Origin of the sequence: Staphylococcus aureus (assembly GCF_001027105.1) — a bacterium.
In the GTDB taxonomy this organism is placed as follows: Bacteria; Bacillota; Bacilli; order Staphylococcales; family Staphylococcaceae; genus Staphylococcus; species Staphylococcus aureus.
Genome location: NZ_CP011526.1, coordinates 2,608,940 through 2,630,985, shown reverse-complemented (window position 1 = coordinate 2,630,985; position 22,046 = coordinate 2,608,940). Strand labels below are relative to the sequence as shown.

Below are 22,046 nucleotides of genomic sequence, written 5' to 3'. Positions count from 1 at the left end.
AACTATGATTGTAATTAATAAATACGGGAATGAATTAGTAATAGATATAAAGTAATATGACCAAAAATATAAATGAAATGAAGGCATTTATTATGAAAATTTATGATGAATATAGAAGTTATGTAATAGAAGAACTGGATGATTGTCTCACAATACAAAAAAATAATGACACTGCATATTACGATGTGCTAGAAGCGATAAATGATTTATCAAATGATTCATTATGTGTGTTAAATCATTTATATATTAACGAAGGACAAGAAGAAACATTCGAGCAAAAATTTTTGCGACGTAATAAGCATTTAAAAAACGTTGATGGATTTAAAGCATTAAGGTTTTTAAGACCTAGAACAGCTGGTAGACACTATATCATTATTACGCTGTGGGAAAATAGGCAAGCATTTTATCATTGGCAAAATTCAGCTGAGTACAAGCATACACACAAGCATCGTGGCACTTCGAAAGGTGCAGATGTAAAAATAATTAATCGTGAATTATCATACAATATTCGTATTGAATTAGCTGATATGGTCTAGCCCGAGATATCAACCCTCAATCATTTGAAAGTCCTTGAATGCTACGTCATGTCAAAGTGTAGTGTCGAGGACTTTGGTATTTAACCCTATTTAATTGAAAATTCTGTAAAGATAGGCGTATGATGTATATAATTCATTTATAAAATTACAATGTTCATCACAGGAAAAGTGGATGTATGAAAGGAAGTTAGTTATGCAAAAGTCAGCTCTATTCGCGCCTGAAAAATATAACATTATTTCGGAAATCGAAAAATATAGCCACATACCAGATAAAAAGGCAATTTTATATCATAATACTGAAGGCGAAGATATATCAGTCACTTACCAACAGCTCATTGAACAGTCTAATAAAGTAGGTAATGTTTTAGCATCGCACGGTTTATCTAAAGGCGATAAAGTACTCATTATGATGCCACGATCTATTGCGACGTATGAATTATATATTGCTGCTTTAAAATTAGGTGTTGCAATCATTCCATGTTCTGAAATGCTAAGAACTAAAGATTTACAATACCGTATCACACATGGTGAAATTAATGCAGTTATTGCACTAGAGCCATTCACAGTTGAATTTGAAAAAATTAAAGAATATGATGCGTTAACTAAATTTGTTATTGCCGGTCAAAAAGATGGATGGATTTCACTTGAAGCTGAAAAAGAAAACGCAAGTAACAAACTAGAAATGGCAGATACGACGCGTGATGATATGGCGATTCTGTCATATACATCTGGTACAACTGGCAATCCTAAAGCCGTTACACATTGTCATGGATGGGGATTTGCACATTTACAAATGGCACCAAAACATTGGTTATGTATTAATGAAGATGACTTAGTTTGGGCAACAGCAGCACCAGGTTGGCAAAAATGGGTATGGAGTCCTTTCTTATCTGTATTAGGTTCAGGTGCAACTGCTTTTGTATTTAATGGAAGGTTCAGTCCTGAAACATACTTAGAATTGCTTCAAAAATATCAAATTAATGTTTTATGTTGTACACCGACAGAATATCGTATGATGGCTAAATTACAGAACTTAAATGATTATGACTTAACGCATTTACATAGTGCCGTTTCTGCAGGTGAGCCACTAAATCGAGAAGTAGTTGAACAATTCAAGAAATACTTTAATTTAACTGTAAGAGATGGATATGGCCAGACTGAAAGTACCTTGCTTATAGGCTTTTTAAAAGATACACCACAGAGGATTGGATCAATGGGTAAAGGCATTCCGGGTAGTTCGGTCACTGTAGTAGATGATGAGGGGAATAGCGTACCTGCTAATACGAAAGGGAATATTGCAGTACCACTTGATTTGCCAGCACTTTTCAAAGGGTATTATAAAGAGCCAGAACGTACGGCGAAAGCGCAAACAGGTAAATACTACATCACTGGTGACTTAGCTCATGTAGATGATGATGGTTATTTCTGGTTTGAAGGACGTCGAGATGACATTATTATTAGTTCAGGCTATACGATTGGGCCTTTTGAAGTTGAAGATGCGTTAACGAATCATCCAGCCGTTAAAGAATGTGCTGTAGTAGCAAAACCTCATGATATACGAGGAAATATTGTTAAAGCATTCGTTATTTTACAGGACCATACTGCGGGTGATGATACGTTAGTTAAAGAACTACAACAATTTGTTAAAAATGAAGTTGCACCATATAAATATCCGAGAGAGATTGAATTCGTTGACGACTTACCAAAAACAAACTCAGGTAAAATTCGTCGTGTTGAACTACGAGATGCTGAAATAGAAAAATGGCAACAACAAAAAGATAGCAATCAATAAACATAGCAAAGCAGTCCAATGCGTAAGGTATGATGATACGCACTGGACTGCTTGTTTATTTATGATGTTCTTTGTCGTCTAGTTATAAATATTAAAATTAGTTTAGAAACAAGCGCAACCAGTATTAAGAATGAGAAAATATAAGATGTTAAACCTCGAATATCCCAGTTTAATAAAAACACATTACTATCACCGGCATTAAGTTGAAACTCAGTATGTGTTAGAACGATAATTACAATACCTATAAGTGCAAGATTCAAAATAATTTTCAATATTAAAGGTAATTGTAATGTTTTTCTTGGATGCAGATATTGAATATCCTTTTTATGATTGATTTTACACTTATATTGTATCAAAATAGAGTATAGGTTTAAAATGCTATAAGCCAAATGTAGATTAAAACAATCGTTAGCTATTTGTTGTCAAATAATTATGATTGATTTGATATTTATCTTCTATGAATAAAAGATTTAATATATTGCAAAGTTAATGAATAATTATAATTTACATTTACCACTGCTTGCTTTAACATATACATGTAAGCACTAACTATAGTATTTTGTTACAGCGTATCAATTAAAACAGGAAGTTATCAATGGCGTTGATATTTTAAAGAAATATGTCAGTTTTATGTAACTTTCATATTGATGATACACATTTACAATTTTTGGAGAGGTGAAACCAATGGCTAAGTCTAATAGTAAAGACATCGTTTTAATTGGAGCCGGTGTACTTAGCACAACATTTGGTTCAATGTTAAAAGAAATTGAGCCAGACTGGAATATCCACGTTTACGAACGCTTGGATCGTCCTGCAATCGAAAGTTCAAACGAAAGAAATAATGCTGGTACGGGTCATGCAGCATTATGTGAGTTGAACTACACAGTTTTACAACCTGATGGTTCTATCGACATCGAAAAAGCGAAAGTGATTAACGAAGAGTTTGAGATTTCAAAACAATTCTGGGGTCACTTAGTGAAAAGCGGTAGCATCGAGAACCCAAGAGAATTTATCAATCCATTACCACACATCAGTTATGTTAGAGGTAAAAACAATGTTAAATTCTTAAAAGATCGTTACGAAGCGATGAAAGCTTTCCCTATGTTCGATAATATCGAATATACTGAAGACATCGAAGTAATGAAAAAATGGATTCCATTGATGATGAAAGGCCGTGAAGATAACCCTGGTATCATGGCGGCAAGTAAAATTGACGAAGGTACAGATGTAAACTTCGGTGAATTAACACGTAAAATGGCTAAAAGCATTGAAGCACATCCAAATGCTACAGTGCAATTTAACCATGAAGTTGTTGATTTTGAACAATTATCAAATGGTCAATGGGAAGTTACTGTTAAAAATCGCCTAACTGGTGAGAAATTCAAACAAGTAACTGACTACGTATTCATCGGTGCTGGCGGTGGAGCAATTCCATTATTACAAAAAACAGGTATCCCTGAAAGTAAACATTTGGGTGGATTCCCTATCAGTGGTCAATTCTTAGCTTGTACAAACCCACAAGTTATTGAACAACACGATGCCAAAGTTTATGGTAAAGAGCCACCTGGTACACCACCAATGACTGTACCTCATTTAGATACGCGTTACATTGATGGTCAAAGAACATTATTATTTGGACCATTTGCTAATGTTGGACCTAAATTCTTGAAAAATGGTTCTAACTTAGATTTATTCAAGTCTGTTAAAACATACAACATTACAACTTTATTAGCAGCAGCAGTTAAAAACTTACCTTTAATTAAATACTCATTTGACCAAGTAATTATGACAAAAGAAGGTTGTATGAACCACTTACGTACTTTCTATCCAGAAGCACGTAATGAAGATTGGCAATTATACACTGCTGGTAAACGTGTACAAGTTATCAAAGATACACCTGAACACGGTAAAGGATTCATCCAATTCGGTACAGAAGTGGTTAACTCACAAGACCACACTGTAATTGCATTATTAGGTGAATCACCAGGGGCTTCAACTTCAGTTTCAGTTGCGTTAGAAGTATTAGAACGTAACTTCCCTGAATACAAAACTGAATGGGCACCTAAAATTAAGAAAATGATTCCATCATACGGTGAATCATTAATTGAAGACGAAAAATTAATGAGAAAAATCCGTAAACAAACTTCAAAAGACTTAGAATTAGGTTACTACGAAAACTAAATTCTAATAGCTATATTTAAAATCGGACAACTGAGAAATCTTAAAGATTTTTCAGCTGTCCGATTTTTTTACGTAATCTAATACATACGGCAAAATCAACTTTAATCAAAAAAGACTCATACACAATGCCTTTAAAGCACATGTATGAGTCCTTTTTAGTAGTTTATATCAAAAAATAGTTTAATGTATAAATTAGTTTTTGTTTACAGATGCGTCGTAGATTGATTCTACAGCATCACCTAAAGCTTTATCGAATTCTTCTTTAGATTGATCAGCTCTTAAATCACTAGCTAATGCACGTGAGAAACTTGCGATAAGTTCAGCGTTATCTTTAAGTAATTCATTTGCTTTTTCTCTGCTGTAACCACCTGATAATACAACGACACGAACAACATTAGGATGTTCAGCTAACTCTTTGTATAAGTTTGGTTCAGTAGGAATTGTTAATTTCAACATTACTAATTGATCAGCATTTAAGCTATCTAAACCTTTTTTAAGTTCAGCTTTTAATACTTTTTCAATTTCAGCTTTGTCTTTTGCATTAATATTAACTTCTGGTTCGATAATTGGAACTAAACCTTTAGCAATAATTTGTTTAGCAACTTCAAATTGTTGTTCAACAACGTCTTTGATACCTTGCTCATTTAATTCTAAAATGTTAGAACGCATTTTTGTACCAAAAATGTGACGTTCGTTTGCACGGTCTAATAAATTGTCTAAGTTGTCGATTGGTTTCATTAATTGAACACCATTTTGCTCTTCAGCAAGACCTTTGTCTACTTTTAAGAACGGAACAACACCTTTATCAGCTAAGTAATCTGCAGTGTATTTGCTTTCTACTTCGCGATCCATTGTTTGTTCGAAAAGAATAGCACCCAAAATTTTATCTGGTGAGAATGAAGGTGAAGTTACCACACGTGTACGCATATCGTGAACAAGTTGGAACATTTCGTCTTCATTGCTATATTGATCTTCGTTTACACCATATTCTTTAAGTGCTTTTGGTGTACTACCACCACTTTGGTCTAATGCGGCAATAAAGCCTTTTCCATTTTTCATTTTTTCTAATTGCTCTTTATTCATACTTTCCACTCCTTAACTTTTCAATACACCTCCAGTATGATAAAAATGAGAACATTTCTCAAGTCATAAACCTTGAAAAGTGTATAAAATGTGAAAAATAATTGTCAGTTTAATTAAAAATATTATTTTATTCTAGGTATGACTAACGCCATTAATGACATAAAGAAAATATGTGTAATAATCCAACCGATTAATTCTGTCACACTAAATTGAAAAATTGGACGTTGCGCAATAAATACTAAAAAGGGATACAATGCTATAAATAAGAAAAATAAAGGGATATAACATAGATAGTAAAGCCTTTTAGAAGTATGAAACAGCAACACAAATACAAAATAAATGACGCTACCAATTAGTAAGTGACATATTATTTCTAGAATATATGGTGTATTGTCAGAAGGAATTAGAAAATCTAAATTCAATAATAAAGCTTTTAAATGTGATTGATTGCTTATTAAGTCAAACAACATGGTCATCCATAGCAACATGAATGATATGAAAATAGCAGCAATGAAATGGAACAATACTTTTAAACGCATTCGTATCACCTCAGAGTCAAATGGAATATAGTAAACAATTCCCTAATCGAACAAAATTATGCGCATAAACAAAGTAGATTGATATAAAATTCTTAATTATCAGAATATATTTACAAATCTGAATTTTATTAGTATATTGGATAGTATTCATAGAGGCATGACGGTATTTGAGCAGGATTTTAAATCGGATTTTATAATCGATTTAAGAGAGGCCACTTTGCTTGCACATTAATACTGTCAATGGGAGGGGAATGTATATGAGTAAAGCACATCAATTAATTCAAGAGGATGAACATTATTTTGCGAAATCAGGACGTATTAAATATTATCCGTTAGTGATTGATCATGGATATGGAGCAACATTGGTTGATATTGAGGGGAAGACATATATCGATTTGTTATCGAGTGCGAGTTCTCAAAACGTAGGTCATGCACCTAGAGAAGTAACAGAAGCGATAAAGGCACAAGTTGATAAATTTATTCATTATACACCAGCATATATGTATCATGAACCGTTGGTACGTTTAGCTAAGAAGCTTTGTGAGATTGCACCTGGAGATTTTGAAAAAAGAGTGACCTTCGGATTAACCGGATCAGACGCAAATGATGGCATCATTAAATTTGCCAGAGCATATACAGGGCGTCCTTATATCATTAGTTTCACTAATGCATATCATGGTTCAACTTTTGGCTCATTGTCTATGTCAGCTATTAGTTTAAATATGCGCAAACATTATGGTCCGTTATTGAATGGTTTTTATCATATTCCGTTTCCAGATAAATATCGTGGTATGTACGAGCAGCCACAAGCTAATTCAGTAGAAGAATATTTAGCACCCTTAAAAGAAATGTTTGCGAAGTATGTACCTGCTGACGAAGTAGCATGTATTGTTATTGAAACGATACAAGGCGATGGTGGACTTTTAGAACCAGTTCCAGGGTATTTTGAAGCGTTAGAAAAGATTTGTCGTGAACATGGTATTTTAATCGCTGTCGATGATATTCAACAAGGTTTTGGGAGAACAGGTACATGGAGTTCAGTCTCGCATTTTAATTTTACGCCTGATTTAATCACTTTCGGAAAATCCTTAGCAGGTGGTATGCCTATGTCAGCAATTGTTGGACGCAAAGAGATTATGAATTGTTTAGAAGCACCAGCACATTTATTTACAACAGGTGCTAATCCAGTTAGTTGTGAAGCTGCATTAGCCACAATTCAAATGATTGAAGATCAGTCGCTTCTTCAGGCTAGTGCGGAAAAAGGGGAATATGTTAGGAAACGAATGGATCAATGGGTATCTAAATACAATAGTGTAGGCGATGTTAGAGGTAAAGGTCTGAGCATTGGTATTGATATTGTTTCCGACAAAAAACTCAAAACACGTGATGCCAGTGCGGCACTTAAAATTTGTAATTACTGCTTTGAGCATGGCGTAGTTATTATAGCTGTAGCAGGAAATGTGTTGCGATTCCAACCGCCATTGGTAATAACATATGAGCAATTAGACACGGCGTTAAACACTATAGAAGATGCACTGACTGCTTTGGAAGCAGGTAACTTAGATCAATATGACATATCTGGACAAGGTTGGTAATAGCGATTATCTTAATATAAAATAAAAAATCATTTCCACATCTGGATGTTAATCAGATGGGAAATGATTTTTTTTATTTTTTATTTTGGTGGGTGGTATTCAGCTACGTCATTTTTCTTAGAATGTCTAAGTCCATAACTTAAATATAGGATGATACCAACAATAAACCAAATTAAAGTGTATAATTTCGCTTCGAATCCTAATCCCCAGAATACTAGCAATACTAAAACAAATGTAATTGCTGGTAACACAGGATATAAAGGTAATTTAAATGCAGGAATTGGTAGATCTTTACCTTCACGCTTTCTCAAACGATACATTGCTAATGAAACGAACATAAATGCAACAAGTGTACCTGCTGAAATTAATTGTGCTAAAAATGCGAATGGGAACATAGAACCAATTAAAACACCAATAATAGTAAGTATAACTAGTGCGCGATTAGGTAAATGTTTGTCGTTTAAGTGGCTTAACCATGAAGGTAATAAGCCGTCACGTCCAAATGAATAAAGTAAACGTGAGCCTGCTAACATCATACCAATTAATGCTGTAAACATACCGATAACAGAGATAGCTTGAACAATAGCTGCTACAACACCATGACCACTTTGACGTAAAGCCCAACCAACAGGTTCAGCATTGTTTGCGTATTGTGAGTAATGGAACATACCAACTAACACAAGTGCTACAGCAATAAATAATACGATAGCAACGCTTAAAGAACCAAGAATACCTCTAGGCATTGTCTTTTGAGGATCAAGTGCTTCTGCTGAGTTTGCTGCGATAGAATCGAAACCGATATACGCTAAGAAAATCATTGAAACACCAGCATATATGCCTTGCCATCCACCAAAGTCACCTGTAGCAGTTACTTTGTGTTCTGGAATAAATGGCACATAGTTACTAACATTTATTGCTGTTAAACCTACGATGACAAATAAAATAATAGCTAATACTTTTAAAATAACTAAAATATTTTCCATACGAGCTGCTTCCGACATACCACGTGATAGTAATAATGCAGTTAATAAAATAACGATAGCAGCAATAATATCGATAAAACCGCCATTTGTACCAAATGGATTTGATAATGCTGCAGGTAATTCGATGCCAATTGGTTTCACAAGTCCGCGTAAATTCGCTGAGAATCCTGATGCAACAAAGGCTACGGCGATAAAATATTCAGCTAATAGAGCCCAACCGGCAACCCATCCAAAAAATTCACCAAATAATACATTGACCCAAGAATAGGCTGAACCTGCAAATGGCATAGCGGCAGCCATTTCTGCATAAGTAAATGCAACTAAACCAGCAACAATAGCAGCGAGTAAGAATGATAACGCAACGGCCGGTCCTGCATGTTCTGCAGCAACAATGCCAGGTAGCGTAAAGATAGATGTCGATACAATTGTTCCTACACCTAAAGCTAAGAAATCACGCACCCGAAGTGTACGCTTTAAATGACCATCTTTATTTTGATAGATAGCCGGATCCTCTTTTCGTGCTATTTTATTGAAAAAACTTCCCATAAACTTTCCTCCCAAACATTCATAAACAATTCTATACGGTGTTTTTTAATATGTTATATCATAGCACAAATAATCAATATTTTGTCTAAAAATTCTGAAAAATCACAACTTTATGTTACGTATTAATGACTTGTCTTGATAACATCCATAGATTTTTTAAATGATAAAACTGATTATAACAGATATTAAATGAATAAGTACTATTTTTTGCTAATTTTCTAACAATTTTGCACATTATATTTTTAAAATCAATTTCATGTTTATGTCTGATTGGCTAGTTTGTATGAAATGTAATTCTTTGACTATAAAATGATGCATCAAATATGATGAGGGTAAGGCGGAAAATAGGAGGTTATATAGTAAGTCATTTAAGTCGAATAGCCATCCTTTTTAAAATGAAAAAAATAGAAAGCTCAATAGTTTGTTAAAGCCTTTAAATAGCGTCGTTACGCAATTTTAGAATGCTAAAAATTGTCACAAATTTCAAATTACGTGCTAAAGCTTGAGATATCAATATTTATTGGCGATAGAGTGTAATTTGACTCCGCTTACATCTCAGTTTTATGTTTGTAATTTGGTAGCATAATATTATAATAAAATAAAATTGTTAATCTTTAATTTCAGTATAGATATTTTTACGTGTAGTCACGTGTAAAATAAATTCAATTAGGTTAGGAGACATAATTATGAAAACATTTGGTAAAAAGGTTGTATTAATCGGAGATGGATCTGTAGGATCAAGCTATGCCTTTGCAATGGTTACGCAAGGTGTTGCTGATGAATTTGTAATTATTGACATTGCAAAAGACAAAGTAAAAGCAGATGTTCAAGATTTAAACCATGGTACAGTCCACAGTCCTTCACCAGTTGATGTGAAAGCAGGTGAATACGAAGACTGTAAAGATGCAGATTTAGTTGTTATTACAGCTGGTGCACCTCAAAAGCCAGGTGAAACACGTTTACAATTAGTTGAAAAAAATACTAAGATTATGAAGAGCATCGTTAAGAGTGTTATGGATAGTGGCTTTGATGGATATTTCTTAATCGCGGCAAACCCTGTAGACATTTTAACAAGATTTGTAAAAGAATATACTGGATTACCAGCAGAGCGTGTTATCGGTTCAGGTACTGTATTGGACAGTGCACGTTTACAATATTTAATTAGCCAAGAACTTGGTGTTGCACCTTCAAGTGTTGACGCTAGTATTATTGGCGAGCATGGTGATACTGAACTTGCAGTTTGGTCACAAGCAAATGTAGCAGGTATTTCAGTATATGACACATTAAAAGAACAAACTGGTAGCGAAGCTAAAGCGGAAGAAATTTATGTGAATACACGTGACGCTGCTTATGAAATTATCCAAGCTAAAGGGTCAACATACTATGGTATTGCATTAGCATTGATGCGCATTTCAAAAGCCATTTTAAATAATGAAAATAATGTCTTAAATGTTTCTATACAATTAGATGGTCAATATGGTGGTCACAAAGGCGTTTACCTAGGTGTACCAACATTAGTTAACCAACATGGCGCAGTTAAAATTTATGAAATGCCATTAAGTGCCGAAGAACAAGCGTTGTTCGATAAATCTGTTAAAACATTAGAAGATACATTTGATTCAATTAAATATTTATTAGAAGACTAAGCCTATTTTAAGTATTAATTAGAAATATATTAATGGTAAGAGGATCTATTAGTGTTGCAGTAACACGTGGCACTGATAGGTCCATTTTTTTAGCAAGCATTGATAGAGGCAATACTTTTGCGTAAAATAATAATTGAATAAAGTATTATGACTCGTGAAAATTTAGTGACATGAATAAAAATGTTGAGGCGTCATTGAGTATAAAGGAAAGTAGTTCTGCATTAATCACGAAGTAGAGCATGACAACGAGGAATAACTATAGGGAGATGGTTTTGGAATGACGAATGTCTTGTATCAACATGGTACATTAGGTACGTTAATGGCTGGCTTACTAGAAGGCACAGCTACAATTAATGAATTGTTAGAACATGGGAATTTAGGGATTGCAACGTTAACAGGGTCTGATGGCGAAGTAATATTTTTAGACGGAAAGGCATATCATGCTAACGAGCATAAAGAATTTATAGAATTAAAAGGCGATGAGAAAGTACCGTATGCATCGATTACTAATTTTAAAGCGAGTAAGACATTTCCATTGCAACAATTATCACAAGATGATGTATTTGCACAAATTAAAAATGAAATGTTAAGTGAGAATTTATTTTCGGCTGTTAAAATTTATGGCACATTTAAACATATGCATGTACGAATGATGCCTGCTCAGCAACCGCCATATACACGTTTGATTGATTCAGCACGCAGACAACCTGAGGAAAAAAGACAAGATATTCGTGGTGCCATTGTTGGATTTTTTACACCAGAATTATTTCATGGCGTAGGGTCTGCTGGTTTTCATATACATTTTGCGGATGATGAAAGAGCTTATGGTGGACATGTTCTTGACTTTGAAGTGGATGACGTTGTCGTTGAGATACAAAACTTTGAAACATTCCAACAACATTTCCCGGTAAATAACGAGACGTTTGTTAAAGCGAAAATAGACTATAAAGATGTGGCAGAAGAAATTAGAGAAGCTGAATAGTCTAATATAATTAAAAGACCTTAGCGATATTAGGAACAGGTGGTTCTAAATGCATCGTTAAGGTCTTTTTATATTATATATGTGCTTACATATTTTGTTGATACGCGCGTAAAAAGCTATAAATAGTATCAAGATATGGGGTGTCAAGATTGTGTTCACGTGCACGTCGATAAATAAAGCCTTGAATCGCTTCGACTTCAAGAGGTTGCTGATGCGCAATGTCGTAATACATGCTCGTTCCCATTTCGTCGGGATAACCTTGATATATAGTCATAATAGTATCGACAGTTTGTTCTGAAAAGTTTAACCCCTCTGCCTGTGCAACACGACAACCATCTAGTAATAGCTGTCTACACAGTGTACGTATTTCAGGATTATGCATGATTGCAACGGTCTGTCTACCGAGTGCTGTGATAGAATTAATGCCCAAGTTAACTAACAATTTATACCAAATAGCTTGTTGAATATTTGCTTCTAATACAATGTCGATTTGACTGTCTTGGACCAAATCTCTAAATTGTCGAGTTAATGCATTATCTTGTATACGTAATTGATAATCTCTGAAGTGCGTAACAACATCGCCTTTCTTTTGACCACTTATATAGACAACTGCTTGGCATACGTTTTTAAATGAAATATGTTCGAGTTGACCATAACCATTTTGGGCTAAAATGATGAGCGTGTCCTCATGTGCAAGATGAGTTAAATGAGGAATAACTGCATCAAGTTGATGTGTTTTGACTGCAATAATAATAACATCAAATGTGTTTGTGACATCTTCATAACCTTTCACAACAATATCTTGTGCAGGTGCATGTGGTACAGTATAATATGTTATTGTTTTGGCGTGTCTCCCGATAAGCGTTGTATGAGGCAATGATTGTTGTAATTCATAGGCAATAGTTGTACCGACAGCGCCTGGGCCGATAATCGCAACTGATAACATCTTCTTCTTTCCTTTCTATAAAAGATTCATTATACTATTTCTAATAATACTGCAAAAAGAGGTTGAATAACATTGAAAACAGTAAGTCAATTAATAGATATGAAACAAAAGCAAACTAAAATTTCTATGGTAACAGCTTATGATTTTCCAAGTGCTAAACAAGTGGAAGCAGCGGGTATTGATATGATTCTTGTTGGGGATTCACTTGGTATGACTGTATTAGGTTATGAAAGTACCGTACAAGTGACGTTAGCAGATATGATTCATCACGGTCGTGCAGTAAGAAGAGGCGCACCAAATACATTTGTAGTTGTTGATATGCCGATTGGTGCAGTAGGCATCTCTATGACACAAGACTTAAATCATGCTCTAAAGCTTTATCAGGAGACGAATGCAAATGCAATTAAAGCAGAAGGAGCGCATATTACACCATTTATTGAAAAAGCAACGGCAATTGGTATTCCTGTTGTTGCACATTTAGGATTAACACCTCAAAGTGTTGGCGTTATGGGGTATAAATTACAAGGTGCAACGAAAGAAGCAGCGGAGCAACTTATTTTAGACGCGAAAAATGTAGAACAAGCTGGTGCAGTTGCGTTAGTACTTGAAGCAATTCCAAATGATTTAGCAGAAGAAATTAGCAAGCACTTAACAATTCCAGTCATTGGTATTGGTGCAGGAAAAGGTACAGATGGTCAAGTATTGGTTTATCACGATATGTTAAATTATGGTGTTGAACATAAAGCGAAATTTGTGAAGCAATTTGCTGATTTTAGTGTTGGTGTGGATGGTTTAAAACAATACGATCAAGAAGTTAAATCTGGTGCATTTCCATCAGAAGAATATACGTATAAAAAGAAAATTATGAATGAGGTTAATAACAATGACTAAGCTGATTACTACGGTAAAAGAGATGCAACACATTGTTAAAGCAGCCAAACGCTCAGGCACAACGATTGGTTTTATCCCAACAATGGGTGCCTTACATGATGGACATTTAACGATGGTACGCGAATCAGTTAGTACAAATGATATTACAATTGTGAGTGTATTTGTTAATCCATTACAATTTGGTCCAAACGAAGATTTCGATGCTTATCCGAGACAAATTGATAAAGATTTAGAATTAGTATCAGAAGTAGGAGCGGACATTGTTTTTCATCCTGCAGTAGAAGATATGTATCCAGGTGAATTAGGTATTGATGTCAAAGTAGGCCCATTAGCTGATGTGTTAGAAGGAGCGAAGCGTCCAGGGCATTTTGATGGGGTGGTAACAGTAGTTAATAAGCTATTTAATATTGTTATGCCGGATTATGCTTATTTTGGTAAAAAAGATGCCCAGCAATTGGCTATTGTCGAGCAAATGGTAAAAGACTTCAATCATGCCGTTGAAATTATTGGTATTGATATCGTTCGAGAAGCAGATGGTTTGGCGAAAAGTTCAAGAAATGTTTATTTAACGGAGCAAGAACGACAAGAAGCGGTACATTTAAGTAAAAGTTTGCTATTAGCACAAGCGTTGTATCAAGACGGTGAACGTCAAAGTAAAGTAATTATAGACAGGGTTACTGAATATCTTGAATCACATATAAGTGAACGCATTGAAGAAGTTGCTGTTTATAGTTATCCTCAATTAGTAGAACAACACGAAATAACTGGACGCATATTTATCTCGTTAGCTGTTAAATTTTCAAAAGCGCGTTTAATAGATAATATAATAATTGGAGCTGAATAAAGTGATAAGAACAATGATGAATGCTAAAATTCATAGAGCAAGAGTGACTGAGTCAAATTTAAATTATGTAGGTAGCATTACGATTGATTCAGATATATTGGAAGCGGTAGACATCTTGCCAAATGAAAAAGTAGCCATCGTGAATAATAATAATGGTGCACGTTTTGAAACATACGTAATAGCTGGTGAAAGAGGTAGTGGTAAAATTTGTTTAAACGGTGCAGCGTCAAGACTTGTTGAAGTAGGCGATGTAGTCATAATCATGACTTATGCACAGTTGAATGAAGAAGAAATTAAAAACCATGCACCTAAAGTAGCAGTAATGAATGAAGATAATGTCATTATTGAAATGATTCATGAAAAAGAAAATACGATAGTGTTATAAAATTAAATAGCCATCAATAATAAAAAGGGCCACACCTTGGTTTAAGATTCCAAGCGTGTGGCTTTCTCTTGTTATACAGTCCTATCACTATGTCACTTTTAATCAAAAGCGACCGTAATTGCTGCATATCAATTAACGATAGGAATGATTAATTGTGAATCATATTTACCACCAGTATAAATCATGTGCATGCCTTTATTTACGGTTTCTTCATGTTCATAACGTGTTTTCATGCCAGGAGTACTATTACCAATTACAATTTCACTACCCTTTACAACAACTTCCAATGTTTCGCCTTGTTTAAATAGCGTGCCTGAAGGTAACAATTCGATTTCAACAGGTACAATCTCATCTTGTGACAACTTTAATTCTGTTTCATGTTTATGCCAAGGTTGCGCGATTGAGGATTTTTCTTGATCTAATTCACGATGTGATACGCGTAACCAACCAGTAGCTACTTGACCATTTTCAATATGATTAAAATCAGGGAAGTTAACTTCATTACCACGACGATCTAACTTTTTAATACCTGCAAATAAATCCATATCATCTGAGTCTTTAGTGCTTACCCATAGTTTTAAGTTCATGTTTCCAACTAACTCAGTATCTTTGTCAAACGTATATTTAAAACTTACATCTTGTTGTTTATCTTCAGAGTCATATTGTGCGACATGCGCGCTACTAATCTTTGCATGATTCAATGTGTGATTTTCAGCATTCAAATACAATGGTGTATATTCTGCGTTAGGTAAAGGGAACGCTGACGCTGATTTGAATTCGCCTTTATAAAATTGATCTCTAACTTCATAAATGACATGAGGCGTATCTTTCCAATCGTTATTTTCTTCTTTAAGGTAAAAATCAAAGAATGATTTTTGGCGTTCGAGATTTTCTCTAGCGTAGTAACTTTCCCACTCTTTACGTCCATGCACATATAGCCATTTTTCTTCAGATGCAGCTTGTTTAAATCCTTCAAAAGAGCCACGGTTGTGCAAACCTTGTGTAGACCAACTAGCACATGTTAGTAGAGGTGTTTTAATTTGTGATAATGGCACTTGACGCTGTTTCCAAAAATCATCGAACAGAGGATGTTCTTGTTGTGCTTGAATCAAATCTTCGATATTTGGATTATCTGTCCATCTCGCAAAAATACCTTGAGTCCAGAAACGATAAAAGCCAGTATCTGGTATACCTCCGTGAAAGGCTACTTCTCTATACATATCATTTAAGCCTTCCCAAGGAATCATTGCTTTTAAATGTGGTGGATTTAATGATGCGACCCACCATTGAGTCACCGCAAGATAAGAAACACCATTTGTCCCGATATTTCCATTACTCCATGACTGATTTGCTGCCCATTCAATCACTTCGTAATAATCTTCCGCTTCTCTTTTTGACCATGGAGATAAGACGCCTTTGGATTTGTCACTACCGCGTAATGCAACTTTAACTACAACATAATCATTTGGCACCCAAAATCCTGGGTCTGGTGATTCTTCAGGTGTAAAACTAGATGTCGGAATGGTACCTAATGTTGGCCAAAGGGCACCCATATTTGTGATTTTAGGCTTATTATCTTTACCGTAAGTATCTGCAGACATAACTACAGGGAATTTGCCATCTTTATTTGGTCTGAAAATATTAATATATAATTTTTCGCCATCGCGCATTTCCACAGTGACATCTTTTTCCATAATCATTTCTTGATTTCCATATTGAACACTGTCGACAACGATGTGGTTAATACCGGCTTTAACTTCATTGACATGAGTTACAGTTAATTTTGGATTTCCTAGTAAATGTTGGTTCATTGTTATCACCTTTTTCTGTTTGTTTGTATCACCTATATTAAACAGGTAAACATTGTGTGCCAATCATCAATGTTGGAGATTTGTGGGATAATGAACATAACGTTTATAATCATTGGGGAGGACTTGATATAAATGACTATAGATCGACGTATTAGAAAATCACAAGTTGCAATGAGAAATGCATTTATTGAACTTTTACATCAACACCAATTAGAAGAGATTACTGTGCAACAAATTGCAGATTTAGCTGATGTTAACCGTAGTACATTTTATACGCATTATTATGATAAGTATGATTTGCTTGAAAAATTAGAGGACCAGCAGTTGGAGGAAATAAGAGACTTCATTCATGATGAGAAGTTAAATGGAGCAGTTAAGTTATCCACGGATAACATACATCAAATTATGACCGTTTTAATAGAAATGATAGAAAAAGACATCGCATTTTATCAATTGATGTTTCGTATGGGTAAAGATTCAAATATCCACGAAAAACTTTATGATTTAATTATGTGTCATTTACAACGTTATAAAAATGAAAATGATCAAATTAATGGTATACCATTTTCTTATTTCATGAGTTATGTTTCAGGTGCGGGATTGTCTTTTATAAGACATTGGGTAGAAGATCCAAACCGTATAGACAAAGTTGACTTAATAAGGCATTTTAATACGATTGTCAATCAAGGGCCAGCAACGATAATTAAAAATATACAATAAAATAAGGCAAGCCATGAATCGAGAGTGGCTTGCCTTGCTAAATAACATAAGCTTATTAAATGATATCTTTATCAATAACATTATTGTTGGATTGCAGTATAGTCTTGACCATGTAACATCCAACGAACACCGTATTTATCGGTAAAGACGCCCATTTTGCCACCCCAGAATTGGTCAGCAAACGGTAATTCTATTTCAATTGAAGAATGATCTTTAATTTGCTCATAGAATGCTTCAACTTTATCAGCATCTTCCTTATTGTTAACATCATAATCAATTAATAATGATATGCCATTATTAATTTTGTCAGCGCGACCAAAAGAATCAGAACATAACACTTTTACGCCAAGCACTTCAAATTCAGCATGCATAGTTGCTTCTTGCGCTTCTTCCTTAGTCATACCAAAATGTGACGCTTGTTCTTCGCCAACTTCTAAACGTTTAACGTCAGTTGCACCAAATACTTCTTCGTAATATGCAAGGGCTTCTTTTGAATTTTCAAAAGCGATATAAGGGAATAATGCTGTCATGTAAAACACCTCAATGTATTATTTTTATTACTAACACCATGTTACATTAAAAAATGGCAAAAGTATAACTTTTACGATGAATTGAAGTCAATCTTTTGTAAAATACACGATAAATTATAAGATGAAATTGATTTAAATGAAGTAAACATATATATGACATACAAAAAATGAAAATGACACAGAGACGTATGTGTTGTTTAGTGTTTTAAAATTCAAGTTTAAAAAATGCTTTTAGATACATAAGGGATTTTCGAAATATAAATGCATTAAAATGAATTTCTAACTTTTTTGACTGACATTTAATATGAATCATATATAATAGAAGTTAATGATTAAATGTGGGAGGTTAAATCATGATTAATGCTGAACCTATTATCAGTAAAATGAAAAATCAAAAAATTAATTATGACAAGGTGTTGAAGAAATTAATCGGGCAGTGGGAAAGAGAAGCAATCAGACCTAAAATCTTATTGCATAGTTGTTGTGCACCTTGTAGTACATATACATTAGAGTTTTTAACACAATATGCAGACATTGCAATTTATTTCGCGAATTCAAATATTCATCCGAAAAATGAGTACTTACGACGTGCTAAAGTGCAAGAACAATTTGTGGAAGATTTTAATCGCAAGACTGGTGCGAATGTGAAGTATATTGAAGCACCTTATGAACCGCATAAGTTTGTGAAAATGGTGAAGGATAAAGAATTAGCTGATGAAAAAGAAGGCGGCTTACGTTGTACCGCTTGTTTTGAAATGCGTTTGGATATTGTAGCGAAAGCAGCTGTAGAACATGGCTATGATTATTTTGGCAGTGCAATCACATTATCACCTAAAAAGAACGCACAATTAATCAATGAACTTGGTATGGATGTCCAAAAAATATACGATGTGAACTATTTGCCAAGTGATTTTAAGAAAAGTAAAGGTTATGAGCGTTCCATAGAAATGTGTAATGACTATAATATCTTTAGGCAGTGTTATTGTGGATGTGTCTTTGCAGCGATGCAACAAGGTATTGATTTTAAAACAGTTAATAAAGAAGCGAAAGCATTTTTAGAACAATATCCAGATTAATCATTGGAAATGAGATAAAAGGCAAGAACGTATACATGCCATATCCCATTAAAAATTATCAAATAGAAACCCGAGATTTTAGTGAAATGAATCATACTAAAATCTCGGGTTATTTATATAATCGTAAATATTGTAGATATAATGAATAACTGGATCCTGAGACATAAAACAATGTCTCACTCTAATTACATCATTTTATGAACAAATCTTATAATTGCTAAAATGACAATGACAAGTGTTGAAATAAGTGAAAACACTTTAAACTTTTTATAGTCATTTTTCGTTTCATTTTCTCCTGTTTTCATCATTTCACGTAGCTCTTGCTCGATTTCTAAATCAAGATCTGTTTTACGATAACCATTCAAACCTTGACGTTCATCTTCTTCAGGTTGATTTTGTTGCTGTGTGTCTTTGTTGTCAGAAGTCGCTACTGTTTTTTTATTATCTGTTTCTTTAGTCATAACAAACGCCTCCGTTATAAAACGCTATATTTAATGATATGTGATATTTAAGCCATTATTTTGAAAAATGGTGATAAATATATCTTCTTGAGTTATATCATAATTTTAATAAGACGATTCAGCAAGTTTTAAAGTATTATTTGACTATGTTGGATTAGGCATCTAGTCCTATAATATCACTGACATTGTCAAAATGATGATCTTTTAAGTAACGTGCGATGCCTTTGTTCATTTTCTTAGTTAAACCTGGGCCTTCAATAACAAGTGATGAATAAATTTGAATAAGTGACGCACCGTGACGCATCATTTTGATTGCATCTTCAGTACTGAATACGCCGCCTGTACCTATAATTAAAAATTCACCATTTGTTTGCTGATAAGCATACTTAATCAATTTTAAATTACGTTCAAATAATGGACGACCACTCAAACCGCCTTCTTCGACTTTATTAGCAGAAGTTAAACCATCTCGTTGTCGCGTTGTGTTTGCTAAGATGATACCGTCAAATGTCTCAGTAATCGCTGGTAATAGTGCTTTTAAGCCATCGAAATCCATATCAGACGTTAGTTTTAAATAAATTGGCACTGTTACATCATGTTGTTTTTTAAATGCTGTTAAAGCTTGGCATAACATTGAAAATTCATCTTTATCATGGAAGTTTTGAAGATTTTCAGTATTTGGAGAACTGATGTTGACTGTGAAAAATGAAACGTCGTGTTTAAACGTATCAATAACCTTTATATAATCTTGATAACGCGCTTCATAAGGTGTCATTTTATTCACACCAACATTGATACCAACAGGTACTTGATAAGCATTTTTACGCAAATGACTTAGTGCTTTGTTCATACCAATATTATTGAAGCCCATTCGATTTATCAAGGCGTCATCTTCTAATAATCTAAACATGCGTGGTTGAGGGTTACCCGGTTGAGGTTTAGGTGTGATACCACCTAATTCTAAAGCACCGAATCCAAGGTGTTCCAATGCTTTTGGTACTTCGCAAGATTTGTCGAAACCAGCTGCTAAGCCAATTGGATTGTCGTACGTATTACCTTGTATCGTTTGTGATAACGTTGGATTCTTATAAGTAAATAGTTTATCGACGACTGGGAATAAAACCGGAAACTTTTGTAACGTTTTTAATGCATCGATAGTTAGTCCGTGTGCTTTTTCGGGTTCGATTTTGAATAAGAAAGGTTTAATTAATTTGTACATGAGTATGCTCCTATTTCATTATATTTGAGGCTTACTATCCTCAACTTAATATATGTGAAATATATTCTTTTAATAGACTAGCATTTCCATACATAATTTCCTAGTTAAAACTAAAAAGTTTTGAAAATTGACGCAAGTTTGAATAACGTTTTTAAGATTAAATCATCCTAATTAGGCAATATTATAGTATAAAGTAAGTAGATTGGAAGGTGTTTGTATGAATGAACAATGGTTAGAGCATTTACCTTTAAAAGATATTAAAGAGATTTCACCAGTGAGTGGTGGTGATGTAAACGAAGCATATCGAGTCGAAACAGATACGGATACATTTTTCTTACTTGTCCAACGTGGACGTAAAGAATCATTTTATGCTGCAGAAATTGCAGGTTTAAATGAATTTGAACGTGCAGGTATCACGGCACCTAGAGTAATTGCAAGTGGCGAGGTTAACGGTGATGCGTATTTAGTGATGACGTATTTAGAAGAAGGGGCTTCAGGGAGTCAACGCCAATTAGGGCAACTCGTAGCTCAATTACACAGTCAGCAACAAGAAGAAGGCAAATTTGGCTTCTCATTACCTTATGAAGGTGGCGATATTTCTTTTGATAATCATTGGCAAGACGATTGGTGTACCATTTTTGTCGACAAACGCTTGGACCATTTGAAAGATGAGTTGCTAAATAGAGGGCTATGGGATGCCAACGATATCAAAGTATATGACAAAGTGCGACGTCAAATTGTGGCGGAATTAGAAAAGCATCAAAGTAAACCGTCTTTATTACATGGTGACCTATGGGGTGGTAATTATATGTTCTTACAAGATGGTCGTCCGGCGTTATTTGATCCAGCGCCATTATATGGTGACAGAGAATTCGATATCGGTATTACAACGGTATTTGGTGGTTTTACGAGCGAATTTTATGATGCGTATAATAAACATTATCCACTCGCAAAAGGTGCATCCTATAGACTTGAATTTTATCGTTTATATTTATTGATGGTCCATTTATTGAAATTTGGTGAGATGTACCGTGATAGTGTTGCGCATTCTATGGATAAGATTTTACAAGATACAACAAGTTAGTTAAGACGTTAGATTGAGATAAATAGATAATATGCACAGATATTTTTACAATGAGAAGCGATACAGCTGCCTCAATAAAAATATTTGTGCGTTTTTATTGTTGGAAAATAAAATTTTAATCGCTATTGTTAATTTCTGTAATGTAAAACAAGGTTGAGTTACAATAAAAGTGATTTTATAACTTTTTGTTCAATAA

22 protein-coding genes are annotated in these 22,046 nt (G+C 34.2%); 13 read left to right on the top strand and 9 right to left on the bottom strand.

Features of this window, described 5'->3' with window-relative positions:
• Positions 1–92: 92 nt before the first annotated feature.
• Both AA076_RS13425 and mbcS read left to right on the top strand, forming a co-directional pair.
• The gene (locus AA076_RS13425; RefSeq protein WP_000708242.1) at positions 93–536 is read left to right on the top strand and encodes an antibiotic biosynthesis monooxygenase family protein; all 444 of its coding nucleotides are present in this window, start codon (positions 93–95) and stop codon (positions 534–536) included.
• Positions 537–729: 193 nt separating this feature from the next.
• Positions 730–2,328, top strand: a complete 1,599-nt coding sequence (mbcS, locus tag AA076_RS13420; protein WP_001172340.1) for an acyl-CoA synthetase MbcS — start codon at positions 730–732, stop codon at positions 2,326–2,328.
• A 59-nt stretch (positions 2,329–2,387) separates the two neighbouring features.
• Here mbcS and AA076_RS15770 read toward each other — a convergent pair whose 3' ends face one another.
• The gene (locus AA076_RS15770; protein WP_001791775.1) at positions 2,388–2,717 is read right to left on the bottom strand and encodes a hypothetical protein; all 330 of its coding nucleotides are present in this window, start codon (positions 2,715–2,717) and stop codon (positions 2,388–2,390) included.
• A 295-nt stretch (positions 2,718–3,012) separates the two neighbouring features.
• Between AA076_RS15770 and lqo the strand changes: the two genes are divergently transcribed.
• Positions 3,013–4,509 carry an L-lactate dehydrogenase (quinone) gene (lqo, locus tag AA076_RS13410; RefSeq protein ID WP_001130051.1) on the top strand — a complete coding sequence of 499 codons (1,497 nt, stop codon included), beginning with the start codon at positions 3,013–3,015 and terminating at the stop codon, positions 4,507–4,509.
• Between the two features lie 192 nt (positions 4,510–4,701).
• On the opposite strand, the gene AA076_RS13405 is transcribed toward lqo, so the two are convergent.
• Positions 4,702–5,592 (bottom strand): fructose bisphosphate aldolase, encoded by an 891-nt coding sequence (locus AA076_RS13405; RefSeq protein WP_001031413.1) that lies wholly within the window; start codon positions 5,590–5,592, stop codon positions 4,702–4,704.
• Between the two features lie 122 nt (positions 5,593–5,714).
• Complete coding sequence (locus AA076_RS13400) at positions 5,715–6,131, bottom strand: hypothetical protein (protein WP_001237629.1); 417 nt, start codon at positions 6,129–6,131, stop codon at positions 5,715–5,717.
• A 257-nt stretch (positions 6,132–6,388) separates the two neighbouring features.
• On the opposite strand from AA076_RS13400, the gene AA076_RS13395 reads away from it, so the two are divergent.
• Positions 6,389–7,726 carry an aspartate aminotransferase family protein gene (locus AA076_RS13395; RefSeq protein ID WP_000030057.1) on the top strand — a complete coding sequence of 446 codons (1,338 nt, stop codon included), beginning with the start codon at positions 6,389–6,391 and terminating at the stop codon, positions 7,724–7,726.
• A gap of 80 nt (positions 7,727–7,806) precedes the next feature.
• On the opposite strand, the gene AA076_RS13390 is transcribed toward AA076_RS13395, so the two are convergent.
• Complete coding sequence (locus AA076_RS13390) at positions 7,807–9,255, bottom strand: APC family permease (protein WP_000534425.1); 1,449 nt, start codon at positions 9,253–9,255, stop codon at positions 7,807–7,809.
• A 686-nt stretch (positions 9,256–9,941) separates the two neighbouring features.
• Between AA076_RS13390 and AA076_RS13380 the strand changes: the two genes are divergently transcribed.
• Both AA076_RS13380 and budA read left to right on the top strand, forming a co-directional pair.
• Positions 9,942–10,901 (top strand): L-lactate dehydrogenase, encoded by a 960-nt coding sequence (locus tag AA076_RS13380; RefSeq protein ID WP_000846637.1) that lies wholly within the window; start codon positions 9,942–9,944, stop codon positions 10,899–10,901.
• A gap of 277 nt (positions 10,902–11,178) precedes the next feature.
• On the top strand, positions 11,179–11,883 hold the full coding sequence (gene budA, locus AA076_RS13375; protein ID WP_000186117.1) for an acetolactate decarboxylase: 705 nt from the start codon (positions 11,179–11,181) through the stop codon (positions 11,881–11,883).
• Positions 11,884–11,968: 85 nt separating this feature from the next.
• Here budA and AA076_RS13370 read toward each other — a convergent pair whose 3' ends face one another.
• On the bottom strand, positions 11,969–12,829 hold the full coding sequence (locus tag AA076_RS13370; protein ID WP_000953568.1) for an oxidoreductase: 861 nt from the start codon (positions 12,827–12,829) through the stop codon (positions 11,969–11,971).
• A gap of 72 nt (positions 12,830–12,901) precedes the next feature.
• Between AA076_RS13370 and panB the strand changes: the two genes are divergently transcribed.
• From panB to panD, 3 genes are read left to right on the top strand one after another with little or no spacing between them, the layout of a single operon-like run.
• Positions 12,902–13,720 (top strand): 3-methyl-2-oxobutanoate hydroxymethyltransferase, encoded by an 819-nt coding sequence (gene panB, locus AA076_RS13365; RefSeq protein WP_000860047.1) that lies wholly within the window; start codon positions 12,902–12,904, stop codon positions 13,718–13,720.
• Entirely contained in the window at positions 13,713–14,564 is an 852-nt protein-coding gene (panC, locus tag AA076_RS13360; RefSeq protein ID WP_000163734.1) for a pantoate--beta-alanine ligase, read from the top strand. Before panB ends, panC begins: the two co-directional genes overlap by 8 nt.
• A gap of 1 nt (position 14,565) precedes the next feature.
• On the top strand, positions 14,566–14,949 hold the full coding sequence (gene panD / locus AA076_RS13355) for an aspartate 1-decarboxylase (RefSeq protein WP_000621532.1): 384 nt from the start codon (positions 14,566–14,568) through the stop codon (positions 14,947–14,949).
• A 128-nt stretch (positions 14,950–15,077) separates the two neighbouring features.
• Here panD and AA076_RS13350 read toward each other — a convergent pair whose 3' ends face one another.
• The gene (locus AA076_RS13350; protein WP_001071591.1) at positions 15,078–16,760 is read right to left on the bottom strand and encodes a CocE/NonD family hydrolase; all 1,683 of its coding nucleotides are present in this window, start codon (positions 16,758–16,760) and stop codon (positions 15,078–15,080) included.
• Between the two features lie 56 nt (positions 16,761–16,816).
• Between AA076_RS13350 and AA076_RS15760 the strand changes: the two genes are divergently transcribed.
• Entirely contained in the window at positions 16,817–16,915 is a 99-nt protein-coding gene (locus AA076_RS15760; protein ID WP_001790599.1) for a hypothetical protein, read from the top strand.
• Positions 16,893–17,480 carry a TetR/AcrR family transcriptional regulator gene (locus tag AA076_RS13340; RefSeq protein WP_000151112.1) on the top strand — a complete coding sequence of 196 codons (588 nt, stop codon included), beginning with the start codon at positions 16,893–16,895 and terminating at the stop codon, positions 17,478–17,480. The genes AA076_RS15760 and AA076_RS13340 overlap by 23 nt, the downstream gene beginning before the upstream one ends.
• Before the next feature lie 80 nt (positions 17,481–17,560).
• Here the strand turns inward: AA076_RS13340 and AA076_RS13335 are convergent, their stop codons facing one another.
• Positions 17,561–18,010 carry a VOC family protein gene (locus AA076_RS13335; RefSeq protein WP_000125708.1) on the bottom strand — a complete coding sequence of 150 codons (450 nt, stop codon included), beginning with the start codon at positions 18,008–18,010 and terminating at the stop codon, positions 17,561–17,563.
• Positions 18,011–18,363: 353 nt separating this feature from the next.
• On the opposite strand from AA076_RS13335, the gene AA076_RS13330 reads away from it, so the two are divergent.
• The gene (locus tag AA076_RS13330) at positions 18,364–19,086 is read left to right on the top strand and encodes an epoxyqueuosine reductase QueH (RefSeq protein WP_000606210.1); all 723 of its coding nucleotides are present in this window, start codon (positions 18,364–18,366) and stop codon (positions 19,084–19,086) included.
• Between the two features lie 185 nt (positions 19,087–19,271).
• On the opposite strand, the gene AA076_RS13325 is transcribed toward AA076_RS13330, so the two are convergent.
• Together AA076_RS13325 and AA076_RS13320 are read right to left on the bottom strand one after the other, a co-directional pair.
• Complete coding sequence (locus AA076_RS13325) at positions 19,272–19,547, bottom strand: hypothetical protein (protein ID WP_000159837.1); 276 nt, start codon at positions 19,545–19,547, stop codon at positions 19,272–19,274.
• Positions 19,548–19,701: 154 nt separating this feature from the next.
• Positions 19,702–20,766, bottom strand: a complete 1,065-nt coding sequence (locus AA076_RS13320; protein WP_000277415.1) for a quinone-dependent dihydroorotate dehydrogenase — start codon at positions 20,764–20,766, stop codon at positions 19,702–19,704.
• A 217-nt stretch (positions 20,767–20,983) separates the two neighbouring features.
• Here AA076_RS13320 and AA076_RS13315 point away from each other — a divergent pair, with 217 nt between their 5' ends.
• A complete protein-coding gene (locus tag AA076_RS13315) occupies positions 20,984–21,850 on the top strand; it encodes a fructosamine kinase family protein (RefSeq protein ID WP_001005511.1) in 867 nt (288 codons plus the stop codon).
• The last annotated feature ends 196 nt before the right edge of the window (positions 21,851–22,046 follow it).

Coding starts and splice junctions, on each gene's coding strand:
- AA076_RS13425 (WP_000708242.1), top strand. CDS start 93: ATGAAAATTTATGATGAATATAGAAGTTATGTAATAGAAGAACTGGAT.
- mbcS (WP_001172340.1), top strand. CDS start 730: ATGCAAAAGTCAGCTCTATTCGCGCCTGAAAAATATAACATTATTTCG.
- lqo (WP_001130051.1), top strand. CDS start 3,013: ATGGCTAAGTCTAATAGTAAAGACATCGTTTTAATTGGAGCCGGTGTA.
- AA076_RS13405 (WP_001031413.1), bottom strand. CDS start 5,592: ATGAATAAAGAGCAATTAGAAAAAATGAAAAATGGAAAAGGCTTTATT.
- AA076_RS13400 (WP_001237629.1), bottom strand. CDS start 6,131: ATGCGTTTAAAAGTATTGTTCCATTTCATTGCTGCTATTTTCATATCA.
- AA076_RS13395 (WP_000030057.1), top strand. CDS start 6,389: ATGAGTAAAGCACATCAATTAATTCAAGAGGATGAACATTATTTTGCG.
- AA076_RS13390 (WP_000534425.1), bottom strand. CDS start 9,255: ATGGGAAGTTTTTTCAATAAAATAGCACGAAAAGAGGATCCGGCTATC.
- AA076_RS13380 (WP_000846637.1), top strand. CDS start 9,942: ATGAAAACATTTGGTAAAAAGGTTGTATTAATCGGAGATGGATCTGTA.
- budA (WP_000186117.1), top strand. CDS start 11,179: ATGACGAATGTCTTGTATCAACATGGTACATTAGGTACGTTAATGGCT.
- AA076_RS13370 (WP_000953568.1), bottom strand. CDS start 12,829: ATGTTATCAGTTGCGATTATCGGCCCAGGCGCTGTCGGTACAACTATT.
- panC (WP_000163734.1), top strand. CDS start 13,713: ATGACTAAGCTGATTACTACGGTAAAAGAGATGCAACACATTGTTAAA.
- AA076_RS13350 (WP_001071591.1), bottom strand. CDS start 16,760: ATGAACCAACATTTACTAGGAAATCCAAAATTAACTGTAACTCATGTC.
- AA076_RS13340 (WP_000151112.1), top strand. CDS start 16,893: ATGACTATAGATCGACGTATTAGAAAATCACAAGTTGCAATGAGAAAT.
- AA076_RS13335 (WP_000125708.1), bottom strand. CDS start 18,010: ATGACAGCATTATTCCCTTATATCGCTTTTGAAAATTCAAAAGAAGCC.
- AA076_RS13330 (WP_000606210.1), top strand. CDS start 18,364: ATGATTAATGCTGAACCTATTATCAGTAAAATGAAAAATCAAAAAATT.
- AA076_RS13325 (WP_000159837.1), bottom strand. CDS start 19,547: ATGACTAAAGAAACAGATAATAAAAAAACAGTAGCGACTTCTGACAAC.
- AA076_RS13320 (WP_000277415.1), bottom strand. CDS start 20,766: ATGTACAAATTAATTAAACCTTTCTTATTCAAAATCGAACCCGAAAAA.
- AA076_RS13315 (WP_001005511.1), top strand. CDS start 20,984: ATGAATGAACAATGGTTAGAGCATTTACCTTTAAAAGATATTAAAGAG.